Genomic DNA, 22,406 nt, shown 5'->3' on the forward strand with positions numbered 1-22,406 from the left:
TAAAGACTGATACATTCTGTTCGATTTTTCATCAATAACAATATTTTCTTCCGAAGCGATTTCACAATTATTCCTTATTGTTCCTAGAAAACTAAATCAATTGTGTTACTTTTGTATTTAGAAAAAATCTAAATAAACGCATGTTAGATATTCAAAAAATAAGAGCCGACTTTCCTATTCTTTCTCAGAAAGTAAATGGAAAACCACTAGTATATTTCGATAACGGAGCCACTTCGCAAAAACCGCAGGTGGTTATCGATGCGATTGCAAAGTATTATCAGGAAATAAATGCCAACATTCATAGAGGCGTTCATACATTGAGCCAATTGGCAACCGATGCTTATGAAATTTCACGCGGAAAAGTGAAAAATCATATTAATGCCAAATATGCCCACGAAGTGCTTTTCACTTCGGGAACTACTTTTGGCATCAACTTGGTCGCCAATGGATTTGCTTCAATTCTAAAACCGGGTGATGAAGTTATAGTTTCTTCATTGGAACATCACAGCAATATTGTGCCTTGGCAGATGCTCTGTGAAAAAACCGGAGCGACGCTCAAAGTAATTCCGATGGATGAAAACGGCGAATTGATAATAGCCGAATACGATAAATTACTTTCGCCAAAAACCAAGATCGTTACCGTAAATCATATTTCGAATGCGTTGGGAATCATCAATCCCATCAAGTATATAATTGACAAAGCACACGAAGTTGGTTCAGCTGTTTTAATTGATGGAGCTCAGGCAGTTCCGCATTTAAAACCAGATGTTCAGGCTTTAGATTGTGATTTCTATGCTTTTTCGGGACATAAAATGTGTGGTCCAACGGGAACAGGAATTTTATACGGAAAAGAAGTTTGGCTGAATAAATTACCTCCTTATCAAGGCGGTGGTGAAATGATCAAAGAGGTGACTTTCGAAAAAACAACCTATGCCGATCTGCCTCATAAGTTTGAAGCAGGAACTCCTCATATTGCAGGCGGAATCGTTCTAGGAACTGCTATTGATTATATGAATGAAATTGGTTTTGAAAACATTCAAAAGCAGGAATTGGAATTGCTGGAATATGCCACAAAACGATTATCAGAAATTGATGATATTAGAATTTATGGTACTTCAGAAAACAAAACTTCGGTAATTTCGTTTAATATTGATGGTATTCATCCGTACGATATTGGAACGATAATTGACAAATTGGGTATTGCCGTAAGAACCGGTCACCATTGCGCCCAGCCCATTATGAATTTCTTTTGTATTCCAGGAACGATAAGAGCTTCGTTTTCTTTTTACAATACCAAAGAAGAAATCGACGCATTAGTCGAAGCTGTGAAAAAAGCGCAAATGATGCTGTCATAAATTTAGAAAATTATGAAATTTATAACACTCTTGTTTTTGACAATAATCCTTGGTAACAACTGTCAGGGTCAAAAAAATGTAGATTTGGCTTCCGCCAAAGTCGAATACACGGCCAATTCAAGAGGTTTGTATAATAACATTACTGTGGAAAACAAAACAGTTTCCGTGACGAAAACAAGAGACGGAAAACCAGTTTCAAATTCTCTGACAGAAACACAATGGAATACTTTGATAAATGAATTTCAAAAGGTGAATCTGGAAGAAATTCCAAATTTGAAAGCGCCCACTCAGAAACGATTTCATGACGGCGCAGCAATGGCAAATTTAAAGGTGACATACAAAGGAAAAACATATGAAAGCCAGACTTTCGACAATGGTTTTCCTCCCGAAAAAATAAAGAACTTAGTAAATACAATACTATCCTTTTCAAAAAAAGAAGAATGACAATAAAAGAAATACAAAACGATATCATAGATGAATTTTCAATGTTTGATGACTGGATGCAGCGCTATGAATACATCATTGAATTGGGAAAGAATCTTCCGTTAATTAAGGAGGAATTAAAAACAGACGAAAATCTGATTAAAGGGTGTCAATCCAAAGTTTGGCTTCAAGGTGAGCAAAAAGAGGACAAAATTGTCTTTACTGCCGACAGCGATGCTATTTTGACCAAAGGAATAATCGCAATTTTGATTCGCGCTTTTTCAAACCAAAAAGCAATTGACATATTAAACGCCGATACCGATTTCATTGATGAAATAGGTTTGAAAGAACATCTTTCGCCAACACGCGCCAATGGATTGGTTTCGATGATAAAAAATATTAAAATGTATGCTTTGGCATTTGATGCTAAAAAAGAATAATTTTAACATATAAGTCATATAAGTTAATTTAATAAAAATATGATTATAACTCGAAGTTCTCTAAAAGATTTAGTGTATCAGGTAAATGGCGCAGCGATTGAAGTTCATAAAAATTTAGGAGCTGGTCTTTTAGAAAACATTTATCATCAATGCCTTAAAAAAGAATTGGAATTAAGAAAAATAAGTTTTTCTTCTGAACTTCAAATTCCACTAGTTTATAAGGGACATGAATTAGAATCTAAGCTCCGATGCGATTTAGTTATAGAAAACACTCTTGTAGTAGAATTAAAATCGGTAACAGAAATAAATCCTATTTTTGAAGCACAATTACTTACTTATATGAACTTGTTAAAAATCCCAATGGGTTTATTAATTAATTTTAATGTGAAAAACATTTACTACGAAGGCCAAAAAACTTTAGTAAATGAATATTATAGAATGCTTGAAGATTAGAAAAAATTTAAATGACCTTATCTTGGTCTAAAAAAATTAATAAAAAAAACTCATATGACTTATATGGTTTAAACAAAACAAAAAATTATGACAGAAGAAATAAACACCGAAGAATTAGGAGAATCAATCGTAAAAAAATTAAAAACTATTTACGACCCAGAGATTCCAGTAGATATTTACGAATTGGGATTGATTTATGACGTAATGGTCAATACTGATTATGAAGTAAAAATATTAATGACGCTTACTTCCCCAAACTGTCCTGTAGCGGAGAGTCTACCAAGAGAAGTTGAGGAAAAAATAAAATCAATCGAGCATATAAAAGATGCCGAAGTAGAAATCACTTTTGATCCGCCTTGGAGTAAAGATCTGATGAGCGAAGAAGCAAAATTAGAATTGGGAATGCTTTAAATTAGTCATAAAGTCAAAAGTCTTAAAGTCTAAAAATTTAACTTTACGACTTTTGACTTAAGACTTTCGAAATAATTATGGAAGAAATAATCAATAAAGTAGCAAACAGTGTACTGGAAGTTTTCGATCTTGAAGACTATTATCCGGCAGGAAACCGTGTGCAGATCGATATTTCACAATGGCTTATTGATGGTTTTTTGTTAAAGGAAAAAGACTTTAGAGAACAGCTTAATAATCAGGATTGGTCCAAATACCAAGACCAGTATGTTGCCGTTTCCTGTGGAACGGATGCGATTATTCCGCAATGGGCAATCATTTTAGTTACGATGCATCTGGCTCCTTATGCTAAAAAAATTGTGAATGGTTATACAGAAGATTTAGACTCGGCTTTGTACGATGAATTGCTTTCTAAAATTGATTATTCTGTTTATAAAGATAAACCTGTTATTATAAAGGGCTGTTCCAGAAAACCTGTTCCTATGAGAGCTTATGTTTTGGCAGCGCAATACCTGCAGCCCTACGCCAGAAGTATTATGTATGGAGAAGCCTGCTCGGCGGTGCCATTGTACAAATCGGCAAAAAAATAACATTTTTTGAAACTGCTTTAAACAAAATGAAAAGACCTTTTAACAATTTTTTGCTAAAAGGTCTTTTTGTTTATTCATCATTTTCTTTCTCTTCTTTCTCCACTGCATCTTTATAATCCGGATATAAAAATTTGTTGTATGGAAAACGGGTAATGTGTATTTGCCGAACGGCTTCATATACACGTTCTCTAAAATCTTCAAAATTTTCTTTTTGTGTTGCCGAAATAAACAAAGCATTCTGCTCTCCCAAACGGTGCATCCAAGTTTGTTTCCACTCTTCCAATGTGAAATGTCTTGGGGTTTTCTCTGTCATTAAATCATCTTCGTCAATTGTCAAATGTTTGTAGGCATCAATTTTATTGAAAACCATAATCGTTGGTTTATCATGTGCTTTGATATCCAGCAAAGTTTGATTTACCGACTCGATATGGTCTTCAAATTCGGGATGTGAAATATCGACGATATGCAATAACAAATCGGCTTCGCGAACTTCGTCCAAGGTACTTTTGAAAGAATCAACCAATTGGGTTGGCAGTTTTCTTATGAACCCAACTGTATCAGAAAGCAGGAAAGGCAGGTTCTTAATCACTACTTTTCGAACAGTTGTATCCAGTGTTGCAAAAAGTTTGTTTTCGACAAATACATCGCTCTTACCAATGGCATTCATCAAAGTCGATTTTCCAACGTTGGTATAACCTACTAAAGCAACACGCACCATTGCTCCGCGGTTGCTTCGCTGCACTCCCATCTGCTTATCAATGGTTTTAATTTTTTCTCTCAATAATGCTATACGGTCACGAACGATACGTCTGTCGGTCTCGATCTCGGTTTCACCAGGACCACGCATTCCGATACCTCCTTTTTGTCGTTCCAAGTGCGTCCACATACCGGAAAGTCTTGGCAGTAAATATTGGCATTGTGCCAATTCTACTTGAGTTCTAGCATAAGAGGTTTCGGCTCTTTGAGCAAAAATATCGAGGATTAAATTGGTTCTGTCTAATATTTTGCAATCTATAATTTTGGAAATATTCTTTTGCTGCGAAGGTGATAACTCATCGTCAAATATCAAAGTCGAAATATCATTCTCTTTTACAAAAAGACATATTTCCTCTAATTTTCCTGTCCCTACAAAAGTTTTAGGATTGGGACGCTCCATTTTTTGCGTAAAACGTTTCACTACTTCTCCTCCAGCGGTAAACGTCAAAAACTCTAATTCATCAAGATATTCATTGAGTTTTTCTTCGCTTTGATTTTGGGTTACAATACCAACTATGGCTGTTTTTTCGAAATTTATTGTTTCTTTTTCTAGCATGTCTTTAAATAAGACTGCAAATTTAATGATTTGACTGCTACAATCCTTTTATAGCTTTACAAAATAATAACTTGTGATGGATACTTATCTTTTTTTGGCATCATTGCAAAAATGCAAAATCTCTCTCTTTAGCCCCGATTACTTCACTATACTTTTATTTTTATAGGAGTTCAGTGAACTTCGTTTGCAGTGAAAATCCTTGTGTGCCGGGGTTCGGCACGCAAGATTATAACGGAAATCGGGACCAATTCCGGCTGAAAATGCCCTATATTTCTGCTCCAAAAAAACTTTTGAATGCAAAAAAATACCCTTCGCATTGGAAGGGTATCATTTTATAAAATAATGCTGTTATTATTTTTTATTCAATTTAGAAAGCAATCTCAAGAACTCGATATATAGCCAAACTAGCGTTATCATCAATCCCATAGCGCCGTACCATTCCATATATTTTGGCATTCTTTGTTCAACTCCTTTTTCAATTCTGTCAAAATCTAAAAACAAATTTAACGCAGCGATTACTATCACAAATACACTGATACCAATACTCATCATAGAATTTCCATAATGTACAGGTACAAAACTTGTAAATAAAGAAAACAGCCAGGAAACTAAATAATAGGTTGCAATTGCTAATGTAGCAGCAATTACTACAGATTTGAACTGCTCCGTTACTTTTACAATTTTATATTTGTACAATCCAAGGCAAACGGCAAAAGTAACAAAAGTTGCCCCTACTGCCTGAGTGACAATTCCAGGATACATTGCTTCGAAAATAACAGATATCCCTCCTATAAACAATCCTTCGAAAAGAGCGTAGCCGGGAGCTAAATAAGGTGAATATTCTGGTTTGAAAGATGCTGTCAGAACTAAAATCAATCCTACGATGGCACCGCCAATTATTGGAACTGCTGGATTTAGTAATTCATTAGAAGTGGCCCACCAAATTACAGTTGCTGATGCAATCAATAACAAAAAAAGGATTAAACTTCTATTGATAGTTCCAGACAAAGTCATGTCCTGATTTTCTTCAATAGTGACTGCGTTAAAAGAATCCGTTCTTCTGGAAACAGCAGTTGAAAATGTTTTATTATTTAAAAAAGGATTGTTCGAATTCATGTTTTCTAGTTTAAATTTTACCAAATATAAATTATAATTCTGAGATGATGATTTAATTTTTTATTAATTTTTTTCTGCTATTTAGGTGCCAGCCAAAGTTTCGGATTAGTGTACGTCATGTTTTGGGTTATCACAAATTTTAATATTGTTTTACCATCACCATTAGTCTTTATTTTTCCCAAACTTTGTTTTATGCTCACATTATCACCCAAACTTACTTTCACCGAACTCAAATTTTGATAAATAGTAAAAAAGTCACCATGCTGTAATATTACCAATTTATTTACGGGCGAAATAACGTTAATTCTCGTTACGACTCCAGAAAAAACAGCTCTGGCACTAGCTCCCGAATCCGTAGTAAATTCCAATCCGCTGTTGTGGATTTTAAGTTCTTTATACACCGGATGAAATTGATCGCCATATCCCAAAGAAATAAATCCTCTTTCGACCGGCCAGGGCAATTTTCCTTTATTGGCTTTAAAATTATCTGAATCCACTTTGTCCTTAGGCGACATATCTATTTTGGTAGATGAAACAGCTGCGGCTGGTTCAACAGGTGCTTCTTTGGCAACAACTGGTATTTCCTTTGCAATGGCTTTTTCAACTTCCTTCGGAATCGGAATTGGTTTTGGTTTTGGTTTTGCTTCGGCTTTGGCTTTGGCTGCTGCCAATGCATTAGCTTTTTCGATTTCTTTTTTCTTTTCCAATGCTTTGGCTTTTTCCAATGCAATGGCTTTAGCGGCTGCTTCGGCTTTGGCTTTTTCAAGTGCAGCTTTTTCTCTCGCTGCTTTTGCAATGGCGGCCTTTCTGTTTGCCTCAGCGATTGCTTCCCGGATTAACTTATCTATTTTTCTGTCAATTGCCTTAGACTCTAGCTGCTTTTTCTTAATGTCGGCAATAATTTTCTTTTTGTCATTTTTTAAGGACTCAACCAGTTTTTCCTGTTCTTGTTTTTCTTTTTCTAAAGACAGTCTTTCTTTATCATTCTCGGCAATCAGCTGTTCTTTGGCACTTTTTTGAAGATCTAATTTTGCATTAAAAGTATACAAAGCATATGATTTAGACTTTATTTCCTGTCCCTGAATTCTCCTATAATTTGCATATTGTTTCATATACTGCGCCCTTTTATAGGCCTGCAGAAAACTCTCCGAAGATAATAAAAACATTGCCCGGCTCTCTTCGGAACGGCTTTTATAGGATTGAACAATCATCTTAGCATAATCTGCTTTGAGTAATTCGAGTTCTTTTTCCAGTTTATTTATTTGGGCTTGATTTACAGAAATTGAATTTCTAAGAAGTGTTTTTTGTTTTTCGGTAGTTGCAATTAATTCTTCTTTAAGCTTGATTTTATTGCTTTGCAAAACGATGGCCTTAGCAGCTGTTTTTTCTTTCTTCTTTACCGTTTGAAGTTTGGTCTCGTTTTCGCGGATCTCTTCTTGAATTTTAACTTTACGCTCTTCTAATTTTTTTTGCTGATTGTCCTGGCTCCAAATTACAGCCGATGTTATTAGAAAAATAAAGCTTAAAAAATATTTTGGCATCGTAAATTATATATAATGCAAATTTAATGAATGATTTTATTAAAAAACAGCACTATTTCATTTTTGTAAATAAAATAGTGCTGTCATTATTTTTTGCAGAAAGCCTACATATTATAAAGCCAGCTTGCAGGATTGTTATAAGTTGTATTTTGTGAAATTGTAAATTTCAAAATTGTTCTTCCATCTCCGTTTGTTCTTATTTTTCCCAAATTTTGTTTGATATTTACTTTTTCACCTTTGGTTACATAAACAGAACTCAAATTTTGATAAACTGTAAAACAATCTCCATGCTGTATCATTACTGCTTTATTTACCGGAGATAAAACGATTACACTGCTTACTTCTCCGCCAAAGACCGCTCTGGCATTTGCTCCCTGTTCTGTTGTAATTTCCACTCCGCTGTTATGAATCACAAGGCTTGGATAAACAGGATGTGGCTGTTCTCCATACCCCAGAGAAACAAAACCTTTCTCTACAGGCCAAGGCAGTTTTCCTTTATTTGCTCTAAAATTGTCTGCCAATATTTTAGCTTCGGCTGTTAATACTATTCTGGACGATGTGTATGCTCCTGCTGAAGCATTTGGGTTTTCACTTGCTGCCTTTCTGTTAGCCTCTGCGATTGCTTCACGAATTAAACGATCAATCTGACGGTCAATCGCTCTGGATTCGGTTTGTTTTCTTTTGATATCAGCGGTGATTTTTTTCTTGTCTTTTTTGATTGAATTCACCAGCTTTAATTGTTCTCTTTTTTCTTTTTCAAGAGACTGTTTCTCTTTATTATTTTCTGCTAATAATTTCTTCTTGGCAATTTTTTGAATATTCAGTTTTTCATTAAAACCCAAAAGTTCGTTTGTTTTGGATTTAATTTCTTCTCCCTGCATTTTTCTAAATCCAGTATATTGTTTCATGTACTGGGCTCTTTTATAGGCCTGCAGAAAATTTTCCGAAGATAATAAAAACATAGCGCGGCTTTGTTCGGATCGACTTTTGTATGATTTGACTATCATCTTAGCATAATCTTCCTTGAGAACAACTAATTCTCTGTTCAGCTTGTTCATTTTTAACTGATTAATGTACATATCATTTCCGAGAATCTTTGTTTGTTTCTCTGTAGTACGAATCAGTTTTTCTTTGAGTTTAATTTTATTGCTTTGTAAAATAATTACATTAACGGCAGATCTTTCTTTATTCTTTACCGATTTCAACAGCTTTTCATTATCCAAAATTTCTTGCTGAATTTCGGCTTTACGCTTTTCTAATTTTTCCTGCTGCGACTCCTGACCCCAAATCAATGAGGTTGTGCATAAAAAAAATAGTCCTAAGAGAAATTTTTGCATTTTACAATTATATATTGGTTCAAATTTACTTAATTAAAATTCTTTTATAACCACTTGGCACACTATATGGAAAATTAAGTTCTTCGTTTATGGTTATATTATTGTATTCCAAATCAATGCTTGTTTTACCTTTTTCCTGTACAGCATTTATGCCAATATCGGCTGGTAATTGATTTTCATTATATTTTTTATAATTCGAATACAAAATTTCAATATTTCTGTTTTCCGAAGTTTGAGAAATCTCCTGTTTATTTAATAAAAATAAATCCTTGTCAAAAAAGAAATATTTTTTTGTATTGCTATCTGCAAGATCTTCTAATCGATAAGACTGATCAATTAATGAATCCTGATACTTTCCTTTAGTTAAATCATCAAGAGTTTGCCCAATCAGCATATTCTGCACTTTATTATAATCCAAATCTGTACCCAGCCATTTGCTTAAGGTGCTAAAATCCCCTTCAAAATAAGTACCGTTTAATTTCTCATAATAACTTACAGAAGCTGGTGTTATTAATGCCTTGGCCATTGTGATTCCCAGAAAACGAATACTTACCAAAATTTGTTCGTCTTTTTTTATTTTAATTTCTGCCGATAAATTTTGACTTTGTTTTTCGTCTTCATATTTAACGCTGGATTTTATATACAGTGTTTTGAAATCAATTTTATTAGCATAATGATTTTTCACGATCCGCTCTGCAGACAATTCTTTGGAATCCTCTTTTTTACTGGCTTCCGCAACTTTTCCTTTAGCTTTACATGAGACCAACAAAGATGAGCTGCTTACACAGATTATACAAACAAAAAGTAGTCTTACAAGAAATCGATTCATTATTTTTTTTCCTTTAATAATTGATTGGCTTTATTAAAATATAATTCTTTTTTTGCTGTATCGCCTAATCCGTTATAGGCTTCACCAAGCTGGATATTGAAATTAATTTCTAAATCTTTATTGTCAACAACATAATCAATTCCCATTTCAAGAATATCCTTGGCTTTTTTAAAAAGCTGCAGCTGATTATTAGCCAGACCCGCATAGTAATAAAACTGGGGTTCCGCCGGATAAGTTTCAATCATCGTCATAGCTTTTTTTACTAAGGATTCAAACTGTTTGAGTTCTGTACTGGCTTGAAGCCAAAGCAGACTGGTATCCAAATCGATTTCTGAATTATTTTTTTCAGACATTTCATAATACTTAATAGCCTTGTCCCATTGTTTTTTATTGTGATAAAATTTACCAATTTCTTTGGCTGCATTTATTTCTTTATCATTTTTGAAATAACCAATGGCTTTGTCCAAATCAGCTGTAAACTGCGGATTGGCATTGGCAAAAAGCAAAAATTCATTCAGAATTCTATGTTTTATTTTTGGATCAACTTTAGGACTTGCCAAAACTGCATTCATTGATTTTACAGCACTGGAACCATCATTTTTTTCAATATAGTTTTTAAACAAACTTATTTGCGCCCAAACAGATTCCGGTATTTCTTTTTCTAATTTTTTTGCAACTTCCTCTGCTTTGTCATCTTCATTATTACTAGAATACAAAAAAATCAAAGCAATATAATTGGATTCTTCTTTTGGATTTTTATCAATAAGATCTTTTAAATTAGTAACCTCTGCATTTTGAAATTTACCTGCCGATAAAATTTCCATTTTATACATTTCCCTTCTTTCGGTTTTTCCAACTTTCTCATTCAATTCGTTAATTCCGGCCAAAGCTTTATCAAATTGCTTGGTTACCATATAAAGCGAAACCAAGTCTTCTTTATATTCTTCATCAAAAGGAATTATTTTACTGACAATATTTATAGCCTGATTAAAATCTTTGGTCTCATAACATACGTCATATAATCCAACCCAAAACCATTTATTGTTAGGATCAATCTGCGCAGCATGTTCAAATGAGGAATAGGCATTTTTGTAATCTTTGGAAGCCAGATAATTCTTCCCCATTTCAAAATAAATCGTAGCATTATTGGGTTTCAATTTTAGGCATTGATCTAATGCTGCTAATGATTTATCGTAGTTTTCAATGCTTTTCTGAAAAATGGATTCGTAAAAAAAATCTTGAAATTTGTCTCCATCTACTTTAATTTCCTCTGGTTCTGTTTGTGCCAATACCGAAAAAGCATTGCAAAGCAAAACAGAAAAAGCGAATATGAAAGTCCATTTTTTTTTCATTGAAAAGAAGTCTTGGGAAACAAAATACTATCGTCAAATTTACACGCTTTATTTCAGAACAGACACTCCTGCAAAATAAAATAAAAAAATAACAAAGCAGCATAATAAAAACTTAAATAATGCTGCTTCGTTATTTTTAAATATTTCTTTTAAAATTATTCTAAAACTGAGTAATCGCCAATGCTTATACTGGTAAAATTTCCATCAAAACTGGCATGATTCCCAATCATTGCATTGTCTAAAACTGCATTTTTAATATGTGAATGTGTCTGCACCAAACTGTCTTTTATTGTACTGTTTTGTACATGACAGCTATTTCCTAATGAAACGTTTGGCCCGACAGTTGTATTGATTAAAATTACATTTTCTCCAATATAACAAGGAGGAATTATAGTTGAATTTTCTAATTTGACATTTTGAGCCACCAGATTAATTCCGTCGTTATGAAGGAAACCAAGCATTCTGGAATTGGTTTCAACCGTAACATCTTTGTTACCGCAGTCCATCCATTCATCCACTTCACCAGGAACGAATTTCATTCCCTTAGCCATCATTTGTTTAATTCCGTCATTAATCTGATATTCGCCTCCATGAATAATATTGTTATCCAGCACTGACTGCAGTTCATTTTTTAAAACGGCAACATCTTTGAAATAATAAATTCCGATAACAGCAAGATCCGATACGAATTCTTTTGGTTTTTCAACCAGTTCGATTATTTCGTTAGCTTCATTTAAATTTACCACACCAAAAGCTTCAGGTTTATCTACTTGTTTTACCCAGATAACACTGTCAGCTGTTGTGTCCAGATCAAAATCGGCACGGATTAAAGTATCTGCATAAGCAATAACTGCTGGTCCGCTCAAAGAATCTTTGGCACACATAATTGCATGGCCGGTTCCAAGAGCTTCATTCTGATAATAAATAGTTCCTTTTGCTCCTAATTTTTCAGCAATCGCAATTAAATCATCTTCAACTTTTTTTCCAAAACTTTCGTGAATAACGAATGCTATTTCTTCTATCGGCTGATTTAAAACTCCGGCAATGTCTTCGACTAATCTATGAACAATAGGTTTTCCTGCAACTGGAATTAATGGTTTTGGTATAGTTAACGTATGTGGGCGAAGGCGTGAACCGCGTCCAGCCATTGGGACAATTATTTTCATGTTTTTATTAAAAGATTGAAAAATTAAAAGATTGAAAAATTAGAAAAATCTTTCAATCTTTTAATCGCTAAATTATTAAATTATTTTACTCCTGTACTTCCAAACCCTCCTGCACCTCTTGATGTCTCGGATAATTCCTCAACTTCTATCCATTCGGCACGTTCGTGTTTGGCAATGATGAGCTGTGCTATACGTTCTCCATTTTGAATAACAAAAGCATCATTGGATAAATTTACTAAAATTACTCCTATTTCGCCTCTGTAATCGGCATCTACAGTTCCGGGTGCATTGAGAACTGTAATTCCGTTTTTGGCAGCAAGTCCGCTTCTTGGTCTCACCTGAGCTTCGTAGCCTATCGGCAATTCTATAAAAAGACCTGTTTTTACAATAGCTCTTTCTAGTGGCTGCAATGTTATGGCTTCGGTTATATTCGCTCTCAAATCCATTCCTGCTGAAGCTATGGTTTCATAATTTGGCAATGCATGCTGTGATTTGTTGATGATGTTTATTGTCATTATTTTTTTAAATATAAATTGTATCGTCTGTAAAAGTCTTAGTCCTGATTACTCCTAATTTTTAACCGGCCGTTTTAAAATTCGCAAAAGTGTTTCTTTTTCATTGTAATAAATAAAACCCATAAACACCGCCAAAAGTAAAACTCCTATGTAATAATTTTGATTAAATCCATAAAAAGAGATGCATGAAAAACCAATTGATAATGATAGATAACCGCCTATTTTTTTCTTGTCGTATGGAATTGGATAATATTTGTTCCCGAAATAATAGGAAATGAACATCATGCTTCCGTATGCCGCAAGAGTTGCAATAGCCGAACCATAATAACTATATTTTGGAATCAGCACATAATTCAAAACTAATGTAACGACGGCACCAACAATAGAAATATAAGCCCCAACAAAGGTTTTGTCAATAAGCTTGTACCAAACTGAAAGATTCGTGTAAATCCCCAAGAAAAAATTTGCCAAAATGATTAATGGAACTACTTTCATAGCTTCCCAATAGGAGGGATTTGGGATCATAACTTGTTTTAAAAGGTCAGCAAATACGATTACCGACAATAAAATAAAAGAACCAAAAATCACGAAATATTTGGTAACCGTTGCATACGTCTGCTGTGCATTTTCATTGGAAGCATGACTAAAAAAGAAAGGTTCGATTCCTAAAGTATAAGCAGTTCTGTACAATACCATAAAAAGTCCCAGTTTATAACAAGCCGAATATACTCCAACTTCTTCTGCAGCAATATTGGCTGGCAATAATTTACCTAAAAGGATTTTATCAAACTGCTCATTGATTGCAAAAGCAATTCCTGCAATCATTATGGGTAATCCGTAACGCATCATTCTCTTCCACAGATCAAAATCAAATTTCCATTTTATGGTAAAATAATCTGGAAAAAGTACCACAAAAGTCAGAAAGCTGGCAATAATATTTGCAAGGAAAATATAGCCGATTTGAAAATTTTCGATATAAACAGAGCTTAAAAAACTATCTGGCTTAGATACCGATATACTTGGCAGATACAACAAGAAAAATAAATTGAAAATAAGATTGACTAGTACGTTTCCAATTTTTATTATCGCATAAAACTTAGGTCTTTGATTAGCACGTAACTTAGAGAACGGTACTATCACTAAGGCGTCTAAAGCTAAAATCCAAATTGAATAAGTAATATATTGTGTGTCTACACCAGACCAATGAGCCAATGAATTTCGAAATAGTAAGGCAACAAAAATAAAAAGAATGGTAGACCAAAAAATCGATATAATCGTAGTTTCAACAACGCTGTCTTTATTTTTCTCAGAGTTATAAAATCTAAAGAAAGCCGTTTCCATACCATAAGCCAAAATGACATTGAAAAAAATCATCCAAGCAAATATAATAGAAACTTTTCCGTACTCTGCTTGAGGCAATAATCCAGTATAAAGCGGTACCAGTAAGAAACTGAACATTCTTGGTATTACTGTTGCAAGTCCATATATGGCTGTTTGCTGAAAAAGCTTTTTATATAATCCCAAAATGAATTGTATGTTAAATTATTATAAAAACAAAAATAACCAATTCTTTGATTATTTTTTGTGTTTTGCAGTTGAATAATTTGGTTTTGAAATGTATCTTCAGCTCGTTCAGTATCAATACAAAATCAAAACTAACCTTGGAAAAAACTGACTTGGTTTTGAGTTTCTTTAGGTTCTGGCACATCTATTTCTGTAAAAGTTTTTAATACTTCCTGATTAAGCAATGACAAATTCACTATTCGATTGGCTTGATTTTGGACACATTTTTCAAATAAATTGCGGACAACTCTGGCATTTCCAAAATTTTCATCTTTCTTAGAATATAGTAATTCAAAGGTATCGGTCAATTTTTCTTTAGCATCTGCATCTATTATAAAATCAGAGTTTTTGCAAAAATTCTCAAAGATTAAAAATAACTGTTCAGGTGTAAAATGGTCAAATCTAAAAAAACGGTTGAAACGAGACCGCAATCCTGGATTGGATTCCACAAACTCTTTCATTGGTTCTGTATATCCTGCCACAACAACTGCCAGATCTGCGCGATGATCTTCCATTCTTTTCAACAGTGTATTCACCGCTTCAGAACCATAATCATTTCCTAAAGCATTCTGAGTTAAAGCGTAAGCTTCATCAATAAACAATACTCCTCCCAGACTTTCTTCCACCACTTTATCCACTTTGGAAGCGGTTTGTCCCACATAGCCCGCAATCATTCCTTCTCTGTCGGTTTCATACATCTGTCCTTTTGATAAAAATCCCAAATGCTTAAATATCCTGCTCAAAAGTCTGGCTACTGATGTTTTTCCTGTCCCCGGTGGGCCCAAAAAAACAGTGTGCAAAGTAACCTCAATGTTTTTTAATCCTTCGGAAGAACGCTTTTTTTGAATTTTCAAAAGGTTTATCAGTTCATAAACATCTTTTTTTACTTCCTCCAATCCCACTAATTGATCTAATTCCTTAAGCACAATTTCTAAAGAATCGTTCTCTGAAACAAAAGTTACATCCGAATTTTCATTTTTTTTATTCTTTGTTTCTAATCCAATAAATACTCCGAAATCTTCTCGGTTTTTAAACTTAACTTCATAAGAATACTGCAGAAAGTTTTGATATTTCTCTAAAATTCTTTCGCAGTCAGGATTATTAATTTCCAATAAAACACTCGGAATGAAATATTTTTTATCACTCGGCTTTGACCAAAGCAGACTGTTTTCACTTCTGATTTTTGAAATATGCTTTTTAAAATTTTCAGAACCTACTAATGAGTTTAAAAATTTAACCTCTTTTTCATCGGCAAAACTTGCATTCCGCAAAGCATCATAATAATAGGCCAATGTAAATCTGGCCTTATCATTTTCTTTTCCTAAACACAGATTGTACATTTCTATACAATCTGAGAGGAAAAAATGTTCTGTTTTTATCAGCAGTCCATTCGAATTATTAGGAACTGCAAGCTGATTTATTTTTTGAACAAATAAATTTTCTTTATTTAATGATGAACAAATGGCAAGGATTCTAGAAGTCTCTACTCTTAATTCTTGAATAAATGAAGCGGTTAATGCCATTGTTTTATCTTTATTTCTATTTCTAAAATCTTTTGGCAACAGACCAAATTACATTTTTAAAAATCTACTCTATTACGAAATCATCATTTGATGGACAATCTCTTTACTTAGTTTTCTATGGTCTTCTCCAAATTCCGTCCAAGCCAGTCCAATATCCCTAAGGTCATACTTTGCAACAATAGTTCCATATTTTTCTTTTTTCCCATTGATTGTGGGATTCCCGATTACATAAATTGATTGTGCTAGTTCCAAAGCCAGCTCAATATCATGGGTAGAAAATATTACCGTATTATAATCGGAGGTTTTGCAAAGCAAAGCAAATGATTTTTTCACTTCTTCAATATTTCCAACATCTAAACCTGAGAAAGGTTCATCCAAAACAATAAAATTATCCGAAGAAAACAACTGTTCAATAATTGCTGTTCTTTGTCTCTGCCCTCCCGAAAGTTCATTTGGATATTTATCGGCACAGTTTTCCAGTCCCCATACTTTCAAATATTCTTTTATTTTACTCTCTTTTTCAGTTTCCGAAAGTGTTGTTTTTCTCAATGAAAATTTAAGCGCCTGATGAACTGTTTTATGTCTGAACAAAGTATATTTTTGATCTACAAAACCAATATCACCTTCTTTAACAAGCTTAGCAGCATTTGGTTCAGGATTTTCAAAATCACGTATCAATATTTTCCCGTCTGTACAAGGGACTAATCCTGTTAAAGCTTTAAAAAAAGTAGATTTTCCTCTTCCAGATCTTCCCACAAATGCAATTACCTGTCCTGTACAGTCAACTCCTTCGCGAATAACATCTTTTTCGGTAAGGTTTATATCTTTTATAATTACAGTGTCATCATAGGCAACACTAAGATTTTCTACATATAAAAGTGTTTCTTTATATTCGTGTTTCATTTGAATTTATATTTTTGAATATCTGAATATTGTTTTTCTTAAAAAATTTATACCCGCATCAAGTGCTAAGCCTATTAGTAAAATAATAATCTGCAGTGCTATTATACGCCCGGTATTCATGAATTTATCGGAGTTTTTTATTAAAAATCCCAATCCGCCTGATGCAACAACTATGGATTCAACTGTAACAAGCATCATCCATGTAATCGCCAGATTTTGTCTGATAACATCAATAACATAATCTAGTCTTCCTAAAATAATAACCTGCCACAGCACTTCTAATCGACTGCATTTTAAAGTTTTTGCATGGTCAAATTCTTCTTGAGGAATGTCTTTGATAACAGCAATTAAAGAGGTTGTCAAGAAAGTTGTCAAGAAAACAACTAGAATCCAAACCTGCATTGTTCTCGCTTCATGGATTACCATTGTGATATAAAATGACAGACCAGTAAAAGGCAAAAAACGGAATTTAGTCACAAATTCAGAAACAGATTTTAAAGCCGGTATTGGCCATGTATAAGCAAATAATAACGAAATTATTGTAGCCAAAAAAATTGAGATAAAACACAATTGCAAAGAATTAAAAATGTGGACAACCAAGCCTTCATTATACAAATCCGTAAAACCGGTTAAAACCTGGCCTGGAGAAGGGAAAAGGTGTTTTGTCCCTGAAGTTCCAACAAACCAAATCACTATTAAAAGAAATAGCCAGCCTAATAAAATGAGCGTTTTGTGGCTTTTTGATAATTTTTCAAAAGGGGTAAAAATTTTTATCATAAAAAATATTTTAAAAAACAAAGACACAGTTTTCCATTAACGGATTTCCTGTGTCTTTGCTATTATATAAAAAGTTTATTTCAAGAACGTAATTACAACTCTACGGTTTTTCGATTTACCAGATTCTGTACCGTTGTCAGCAACCGGCTCATTTTGACCTTTACCGTCAATCAGCTGGAAACGGTTTTCCGGAATACCTTTTTGTTTCAGATAATCAACAACAGCCTGCGCTCTGCTTTTTGATAAAGCTAAATTAGATTCGCTGTTTCCAACATTATCTGTATGTCCAACAACCGTCAATTTGCTATTCTCAGCCTGAACCAAAAGATTATAAATTTTCTCTAAATCTTTATTCGAACTGCTTTGAACAGAAGCACTTCCTGAACTAAAATTGATTTTCCATTCTCCTGAAGCCATAACCTCCGTAGCTTGTGTAGAATAATCTGCTTTATCTGCAGAAGTTGATTCGATGTCGTTGATGTTTTTAAGGAAAAATAAATTTACAGCCTGATCATAAGGAACAACTGCTCCTACATTTTCATTAAATCCAAACGGATTCAATTCAGTTAAATATCCAGAAACTTGATTATAAACTGATTTATATCTGTTTACACCGTCTGACATTCCAAAATACTGCATTGCATCAGCATAATTAAACACCTTTGAACCTCCCATATTATAGGTCAATCCAGCTTTTGTTCCCTGTTGCCCTTTAAACATTTTGTACCAATATTCTGGAGTTTCCATTTTATAAGTATCGCTAACTGCCTGAGAAGCTCTTACTTTCCAGTCTTCATAATTTTTCATTTGATTTGAAGCTGTCAAAGCCGATTTCAAAATATTGGAAACAATATCAGGATTTTTTACCGCCCATTCTTTCACACCAATAAGTGCTGTTGGCATTTGATTATTAAATTCTTTCGTAGAAACGATATCAACAAAACCAGAAAGTTTATCAAAAACCGTTTTATCTCCAGGCGTCCAGGTAGCACAGCCATCAATTTTTCTATTAACCGATTTTCCGGTTAATTTTCCATTTACCACTTCTTTCAAAGTAACAGTCCAGCCTGTTGTTTGGGATTTAATCAATTCCTCTGCAGATTTGATGTAATCATCATTTTCAGAAGGATAAATATTTACTGCTTCAGCATCATACGTTGTTGGATCAGGATTTACTTTTAATCCGTTTGCAAAACAATAATTTACGGTCGTAACCCAGTCACCATCTCCAAGAACAGCCGAAATAACAGATCCTTTCATAGATTTTGGATCAGATTTCCAATTTGGCGGTCCGATTAATTTATCCTCACCATAACTCATACCAATTACACCCATAACCTGCAAGTGGAATTTATCTTTTCCATATTTTTCGTCTAATGATTTTTGAACAGAACTAATATAAAATGGTGCTCCGTCGCCCATAATCATAACTGCAAAAACACTCTTGTCAGATGAAGGAAAAGCTTCTCCCTTATCAAATTCTTCGATGAATTTCATCTGCATATTACGCAATTCCGAAAGCCAGTCCTGACGTACAATTTCAAGATTAACTCCATTTTTTTCCATCAAAGAACCCTTTGTTGTTTTTGGTCCACCATTAGCAACGATAATTCCTGACTGAGCATTCCAGGCATATCCTCCAATTCTTACTAAAGGTTTACTGCTTACTTCAGAAGATATATCAGTAGTAGGAAGTGCAATTTTTTCGGCATTGGTAACATTATTTACATCAGTGCCATTCAATTCCATTCCGTTCAATTGTTTTGAAATAGCTGTTTTGATTCCTGGAGAAATATAATATACCGCTCCTAAAATTCCTCCTATTGCAATAATAACAATCAATAATTCAGAAAAAGTGGTTAGCTTTTCCGTTCTTAAAATTTTTCCCATTTTATTTTTAAAATTTAAATTATTTATTAAAAAATATCTCCAAAACCGCCACTAGACATTTTGTCTTCTTTGGTCAGTTTATAATTTGGACTCGAATATTTCGTTGAATCAGGAATGGTGTTGTCTCCAGTTTTAATTTCATCTGCCAATGAATCTAATCTGGAATACAGCTCATCATTATCTACAGAATATTTAGAAGTAAGAGAATCAATATCGATTAGGTTTTCGGAAGTTCTGGCTATATCCTGTGCAATTGTTGAAGTTACAACCTCAAGGGCATATTCCAGTTCCCAATCTTTGGTGAACATCATTGCGCTTTTGGCACTTTCTGTAGCTTCTTTGGCATTTCTGGCAAACTCATATTCTTTTTGAAGCATTGTAACTGTTGCGTCAAAATCGGCAATTTTTATATCAATTGCTGTTCCTGCCAACGTCAGTTTTCTGTCCATTTTTCCTAAAACATTGGCACGAACACCATACTTTTGAATGAAATTTTTGCTTTGCTCATATTGAGTAGAAATCCTTTGTGAATCACTTAACTTTTTGGCTAACTCACTTTGAAGAGCAACATATTCATCAGTATCTTTGGCGCCAGCTCCGTTCAGTCTAACCATTTCATCCATTGCCGATTTCAGCTTTTCGCATTGGCGTTTTAAGCTTAAAACATCTTCCTGAAAAGATTTGGCCTCTTTTTCAGATTTACTGGCTTCAATTTCCATTTCATTTTTAAGACCTTTCAGCTTGGCTTTGGTATTCTTAAAAACTTCACGGTTTTTTACCATTTTTTGTTTCTGCTCTTCCAATTCATTAAAAGGGTTGCTTTGAATTAAAGCTTTATGAAGATTTTTGGTAGCAAATCTCAATCCTTTCATAATAACAGGAAACATCATTACTAAAAAAACCAAAAAAACTCCGGTTGCCGACAAAGCAATTGCCTGACCCAGCATTGTAAAAAGAGGCGGAATGATATATGTCCAGGTTAAATATCCTCCAATACCTAATAAACCCAAAGCCAAACCCCAAAAAAGAGTCTGCTCGCCTTTTTTTAAGGTTCCAGATTTTAAGGCTATTTCTCCTTTTGACTCGTCAAAATGTTTTAATATTGGAAGTGATAATAGAGTACTTTTTTCTTGTTCAAATTTGTCCATTAATTATAAATATTGATTAATTCCTGTTACTACTGTGTTGATTGAATCGATGATTTTATGTTTGGCCAAATCGTTAGCTTCCATCTTTAGTTTTATCTCCGAAAACTGTTCTATATTATTGGAATCCATTTTTTGAAATTCTGCTTTCTTGGTTTCCAATTCATTCTGAAGCTGAAGAATCTTCGTATTTAATTCTTCTATACTTTTGGAAAGATTGTATTTTTCTTTGGTCAGATTATTTTCTAAATCCGTTTTTTTCGTTTTACCAATAGTATCGTATTTAGTATATACTTTTTCAATTTCGGTAACATAAAAATTGGCTTTATCAAGAAGAGACTGTTTGCTCAAATCAGCCTGAATGGTTTTACCCATCGTGAAAGCCATCTGATAACTCTGAGGATTAGAAATCCCAACAGCTACAACAGATTTATACAATTCAAAAAAATCAAAACCAGAAGCATTCAAAGATTCAAAACCTTTTTCATAAACTTCCAGAATTTCTTTTAAAAAAGGATTAGCAGCTGATTCATAGGATATTGGCTGAGTAGCGTGATTTGGAAATTTAGTAACCTCGCTAGGTTGGGGAGTTATTGGTGTCTGCGGTTTATTTGTTTCTGATGGTGATTCAGTTTCTTCATTAATAAAAAGACTTTTCCAATTAAAACTTTCTTTTGCCATTTTGTGTATTATTTAATCTTAGTTTATAGAGGTTGTAAAACAATTTCTACTATTATACGCTAACCTTGTTAAAAAGTTACTAAAATATAGAATATAAATATAAACTTTTTCAATAAACAAAATGTATTTATACTATGTCAATCCCTCTTCGTTTAACATTTTTACAAAATGAAAGCCTCTTGGCTCATACCCTTGATTATAATAAAAACGATGGGCGGTAAAATTACCTGTGAAAGCATCCAAAACAATAGCGTTACAGCCTTCGGCTTTGGCTTTAGCATCAATATAATCGGTCATCATCTTACCAATTCCTTTGGATCTATAATCAGAATGGACAATAAAGTTGTCTATTTCTATATACTTCCCCGTCCAAAGTTTGACTGCTGTCCAAAAACCAGATAGACCGACACAAACTTCAGCATCAAAAACTGCCACTTGTTTATAGTTATGCGGAACCATTTCTTGCAGATAGGCCTCATATTTTTCCAAAGTAAGCATAGGATACAAATGTTGCATTGTCCCAATTTGATCTAGCATTTCAGTAACGGCGGTGAGTTCTAAGAGTTTCAATTTAATAGAATTTAAAATATTTGGTAAAAATAATTCAAAAATGAACGATTATAAAATTAATTGAAATATCACTAAAAATGGGTATTGCAACTTCCATACAACTTTATCACATTTGTAAACAAAAACTTATTCAAATTGAAATTATAAACTGCAATGAATTTTATAACCCAAATTGAACGAATCAAAAAAATGCACTCTTTAATTCAGACAGAAAAAACAGGAAACCCTAGAGATTTTGCTCAACAAATGAATTTAAGCCGAAGTCATCTCTATAATTTAATAGAACAAATTAAAGAAATGGATGCACACATAAAATATTGCAAGAAAAAAGAATGTTTTTATTATGAAAAACCTTTTGATTTAGTGTTTGTTTATTCTTTAAAAACAATTACTGATAGAGAAACTAGAGAAATTTTTGGAGGACACCACTTGCGTCCAATGATATTGGATGGAAGTATGATTACTTTGTGTTAACAAAAAGGTTGTCGCGAAAATCATTTGTAAAAAAGAATGTTTA

The 22,406-nt window shown here is 33.5% G+C and carries 23 protein-coding genes; 7 read left to right on the plus strand and 16 right to left on the minus strand.

Going from position 1 to position 22,406, the window contains the following annotated elements; genetic code table 11:
- Nucleotides 1-140 precede the first annotated feature (140 nt).
- The 6 genes from IRZ80_RS10065 to IRZ80_RS10090 all read left to right on the plus strand — a co-directional run bounded on the left by IRZ80_RS10065 (nt 141) and on the right by IRZ80_RS10090 (nt 3,669).
- On the plus strand, nt 141-1,355 hold the full coding sequence (locus tag IRZ80_RS10065; protein ID WP_194641435.1) for an aminotransferase class V-fold PLP-dependent enzyme: 1,215 nt from the start codon (nt 141-143) through the stop codon (nt 1,353-1,355).
- A gap of 12 nt (nt 1,356-1,367) precedes the next feature.
- On the plus strand, nt 1,368-1,799 hold the full coding sequence (locus tag IRZ80_RS10070; RefSeq protein WP_194641436.1) for a hypothetical protein: 432 nt from the start codon (nt 1,368-1,370) through the stop codon (nt 1,797-1,799).
- Nucleotides 1,796-2,218, plus strand: coding sequence for a SufE family protein (locus IRZ80_RS10075; protein ID WP_194641437.1), 423 nt, complete (start codon nt 1,796-1,798; stop codon nt 2,216-2,218). The genes IRZ80_RS10070 and IRZ80_RS10075 overlap by 4 nt, the downstream gene beginning before the upstream one ends.
- Before the next feature lie 39 nt (nt 2,219-2,257).
- Nucleotides 2,258-2,671 carry a GxxExxY protein gene (locus IRZ80_RS10080; RefSeq protein ID WP_194641438.1) on the plus strand — a complete coding sequence of 138 codons (414 nt, stop codon included), beginning with the start codon at nt 2,258-2,260 and terminating at the stop codon, nt 2,669-2,671.
- A gap of 87 nt (nt 2,672-2,758) precedes the next feature.
- The gene (locus IRZ80_RS10085; RefSeq protein WP_194641439.1) at nt 2,759-3,082 is read left to right on the plus strand and encodes an SUF system Fe-S cluster assembly protein; all 324 of its coding nucleotides are present in this window, start codon (nt 2,759-2,761) and stop codon (nt 3,080-3,082) included.
- 77 nt (nt 3,083-3,159) lie between these two features.
- Nucleotides 3,160-3,669 carry a DUF2480 family protein gene (locus tag IRZ80_RS10090; RefSeq protein WP_194641440.1) on the plus strand — a complete coding sequence of 170 codons (510 nt, stop codon included), beginning with the start codon at nt 3,160-3,162 and terminating at the stop codon, nt 3,667-3,669.
- Between the two features lie 70 nt (nt 3,670-3,739).
- On the opposite strand, the gene hflX is transcribed toward IRZ80_RS10090, so the two are convergent.
- The 16 genes from hflX to IRZ80_RS10170 form a co-directional block, all read right to left on the minus strand.
- A complete protein-coding gene (gene hflX, locus IRZ80_RS10095) occupies nt 3,740-4,981 on the minus strand; it encodes a GTPase HflX (protein ID WP_194641441.1) in 1,242 nt (413 codons plus the stop codon).
- 351 nt (nt 4,982-5,332) lie between these two features.
- Nucleotides 5,333-6,097 carry a Bax inhibitor-1/YccA family protein gene (locus IRZ80_RS10100; RefSeq protein WP_194641442.1) on the minus strand — a complete coding sequence of 255 codons (765 nt, stop codon included), beginning with the start codon at nt 6,095-6,097 and terminating at the stop codon, nt 5,333-5,335.
- Between the two features lie 77 nt (nt 6,098-6,174).
- Complete coding sequence (locus tag IRZ80_RS10105) at nt 6,175-7,638, minus strand: murein hydrolase activator EnvC family protein (protein ID WP_194641443.1); 1,464 nt, start codon at nt 7,636-7,638, stop codon at nt 6,175-6,177.
- A 104-nt stretch (nt 7,639-7,742) separates the two neighbouring features.
- The gene (locus IRZ80_RS10110; protein WP_194641444.1) at nt 7,743-8,975 is read right to left on the minus strand and encodes a murein hydrolase activator EnvC family protein; all 1,233 of its coding nucleotides are present in this window, start codon (nt 8,973-8,975) and stop codon (nt 7,743-7,745) included.
- Between the two features lie 25 nt (nt 8,976-9,000).
- Nucleotides 9,001-9,804, minus strand: a complete 804-nt coding sequence (locus IRZ80_RS10115) for a DUF4292 domain-containing protein (RefSeq protein ID WP_194641445.1) — start codon at nt 9,802-9,804, stop codon at nt 9,001-9,003.
- A complete protein-coding gene (locus IRZ80_RS10120) occupies nt 9,804-11,156 on the minus strand; it encodes a tetratricopeptide repeat protein (RefSeq protein WP_194641446.1) in 1,353 nt (450 codons plus the stop codon). Before IRZ80_RS10120 ends, IRZ80_RS10115 begins: the two co-directional genes overlap by 1 nt.
- A gap of 155 nt (nt 11,157-11,311) precedes the next feature.
- Nucleotides 11,312-12,322, minus strand: a complete 1,011-nt coding sequence (locus IRZ80_RS10125; protein ID WP_194641447.1) for a sugar phosphate nucleotidyltransferase — start codon at nt 12,320-12,322, stop codon at nt 11,312-11,314.
- Nucleotides 12,323-12,402: 80 nt separating this feature from the next.
- Complete coding sequence (gene dut, locus IRZ80_RS10130) at nt 12,403-12,837, minus strand: dUTP diphosphatase (protein WP_194641448.1); 435 nt, start codon at nt 12,835-12,837, stop codon at nt 12,403-12,405.
- A 54-nt stretch (nt 12,838-12,891) separates the two neighbouring features.
- The gene (locus IRZ80_RS10135; protein ID WP_194641449.1) at nt 12,892-14,361 is read right to left on the minus strand and encodes a lipopolysaccharide biosynthesis protein; all 1,470 of its coding nucleotides are present in this window, start codon (nt 14,359-14,361) and stop codon (nt 12,892-12,894) included.
- A gap of 131 nt (nt 14,362-14,492) precedes the next feature.
- Nucleotides 14,493-15,923 (minus strand): AAA family ATPase, encoded by a 1,431-nt coding sequence (locus tag IRZ80_RS10140; RefSeq protein WP_228520863.1) that lies wholly within the window; start codon nt 15,921-15,923, stop codon nt 14,493-14,495.
- Nucleotides 15,924-15,995: 72 nt separating this feature from the next.
- Nucleotides 15,996-16,826 carry an ATP-binding cassette domain-containing protein gene (locus tag IRZ80_RS10145; protein WP_194641450.1) on the minus strand — a complete coding sequence of 277 codons (831 nt, stop codon included), beginning with the start codon at nt 16,824-16,826 and terminating at the stop codon, nt 15,996-15,998.
- A gap of 6 nt (nt 16,827-16,832) precedes the next feature.
- A complete protein-coding gene (locus IRZ80_RS10150; protein WP_194641451.1) occupies nt 16,833-17,603 on the minus strand; it encodes an ABC transporter permease in 771 nt (256 codons plus the stop codon).
- Between the two features lie 75 nt (nt 17,604-17,678).
- Complete coding sequence (locus tag IRZ80_RS10155; protein WP_194641452.1) at nt 17,679-19,493, minus strand: OmpA family protein; 1,815 nt, start codon at nt 19,491-19,493, stop codon at nt 17,679-17,681.
- Between the two features lie 26 nt (nt 19,494-19,519).
- Nucleotides 19,520-20,641 carry a hypothetical protein gene (locus tag IRZ80_RS10160; RefSeq protein WP_194641453.1) on the minus strand — a complete coding sequence of 374 codons (1,122 nt, stop codon included), beginning with the start codon at nt 20,639-20,641 and terminating at the stop codon, nt 19,520-19,522.
- Nucleotides 20,642-20,644: 3 nt separating this feature from the next.
- Complete coding sequence (locus IRZ80_RS10165; RefSeq protein ID WP_194641454.1) at nt 20,645-21,319, minus strand: hypothetical protein; 675 nt, start codon at nt 21,317-21,319, stop codon at nt 20,645-20,647.
- Between the two features lie 132 nt (nt 21,320-21,451).
- Nucleotides 21,452-21,895: a GNAT family N-acetyltransferase gene (locus IRZ80_RS10170; RefSeq protein WP_194641459.1), complete on the minus strand. Its 444-nt coding sequence runs from the start codon at nt 21,893-21,895 to the stop codon at nt 21,452-21,454.
- Between the two features lie 147 nt (nt 21,896-22,042).
- Here IRZ80_RS10170 and IRZ80_RS10175 point away from each other — a divergent pair, with 147 nt between their 5' ends.
- Nucleotides 22,043-22,363, plus strand: a complete 321-nt coding sequence (locus tag IRZ80_RS10175; protein ID WP_194641455.1) for a hypothetical protein — start codon at nt 22,043-22,045, stop codon at nt 22,361-22,363.
- Nucleotides 22,364-22,406: the final 43 nt, after the last annotated feature.

This window comes from Flavobacterium sp. HJJ (assembly GCF_015351475.1).
Taxonomy (GTDB): Bacteria; Bacteroidota; Bacteroidia; order Flavobacteriales; family Flavobacteriaceae; genus Flavobacterium; species Flavobacterium marginilacus.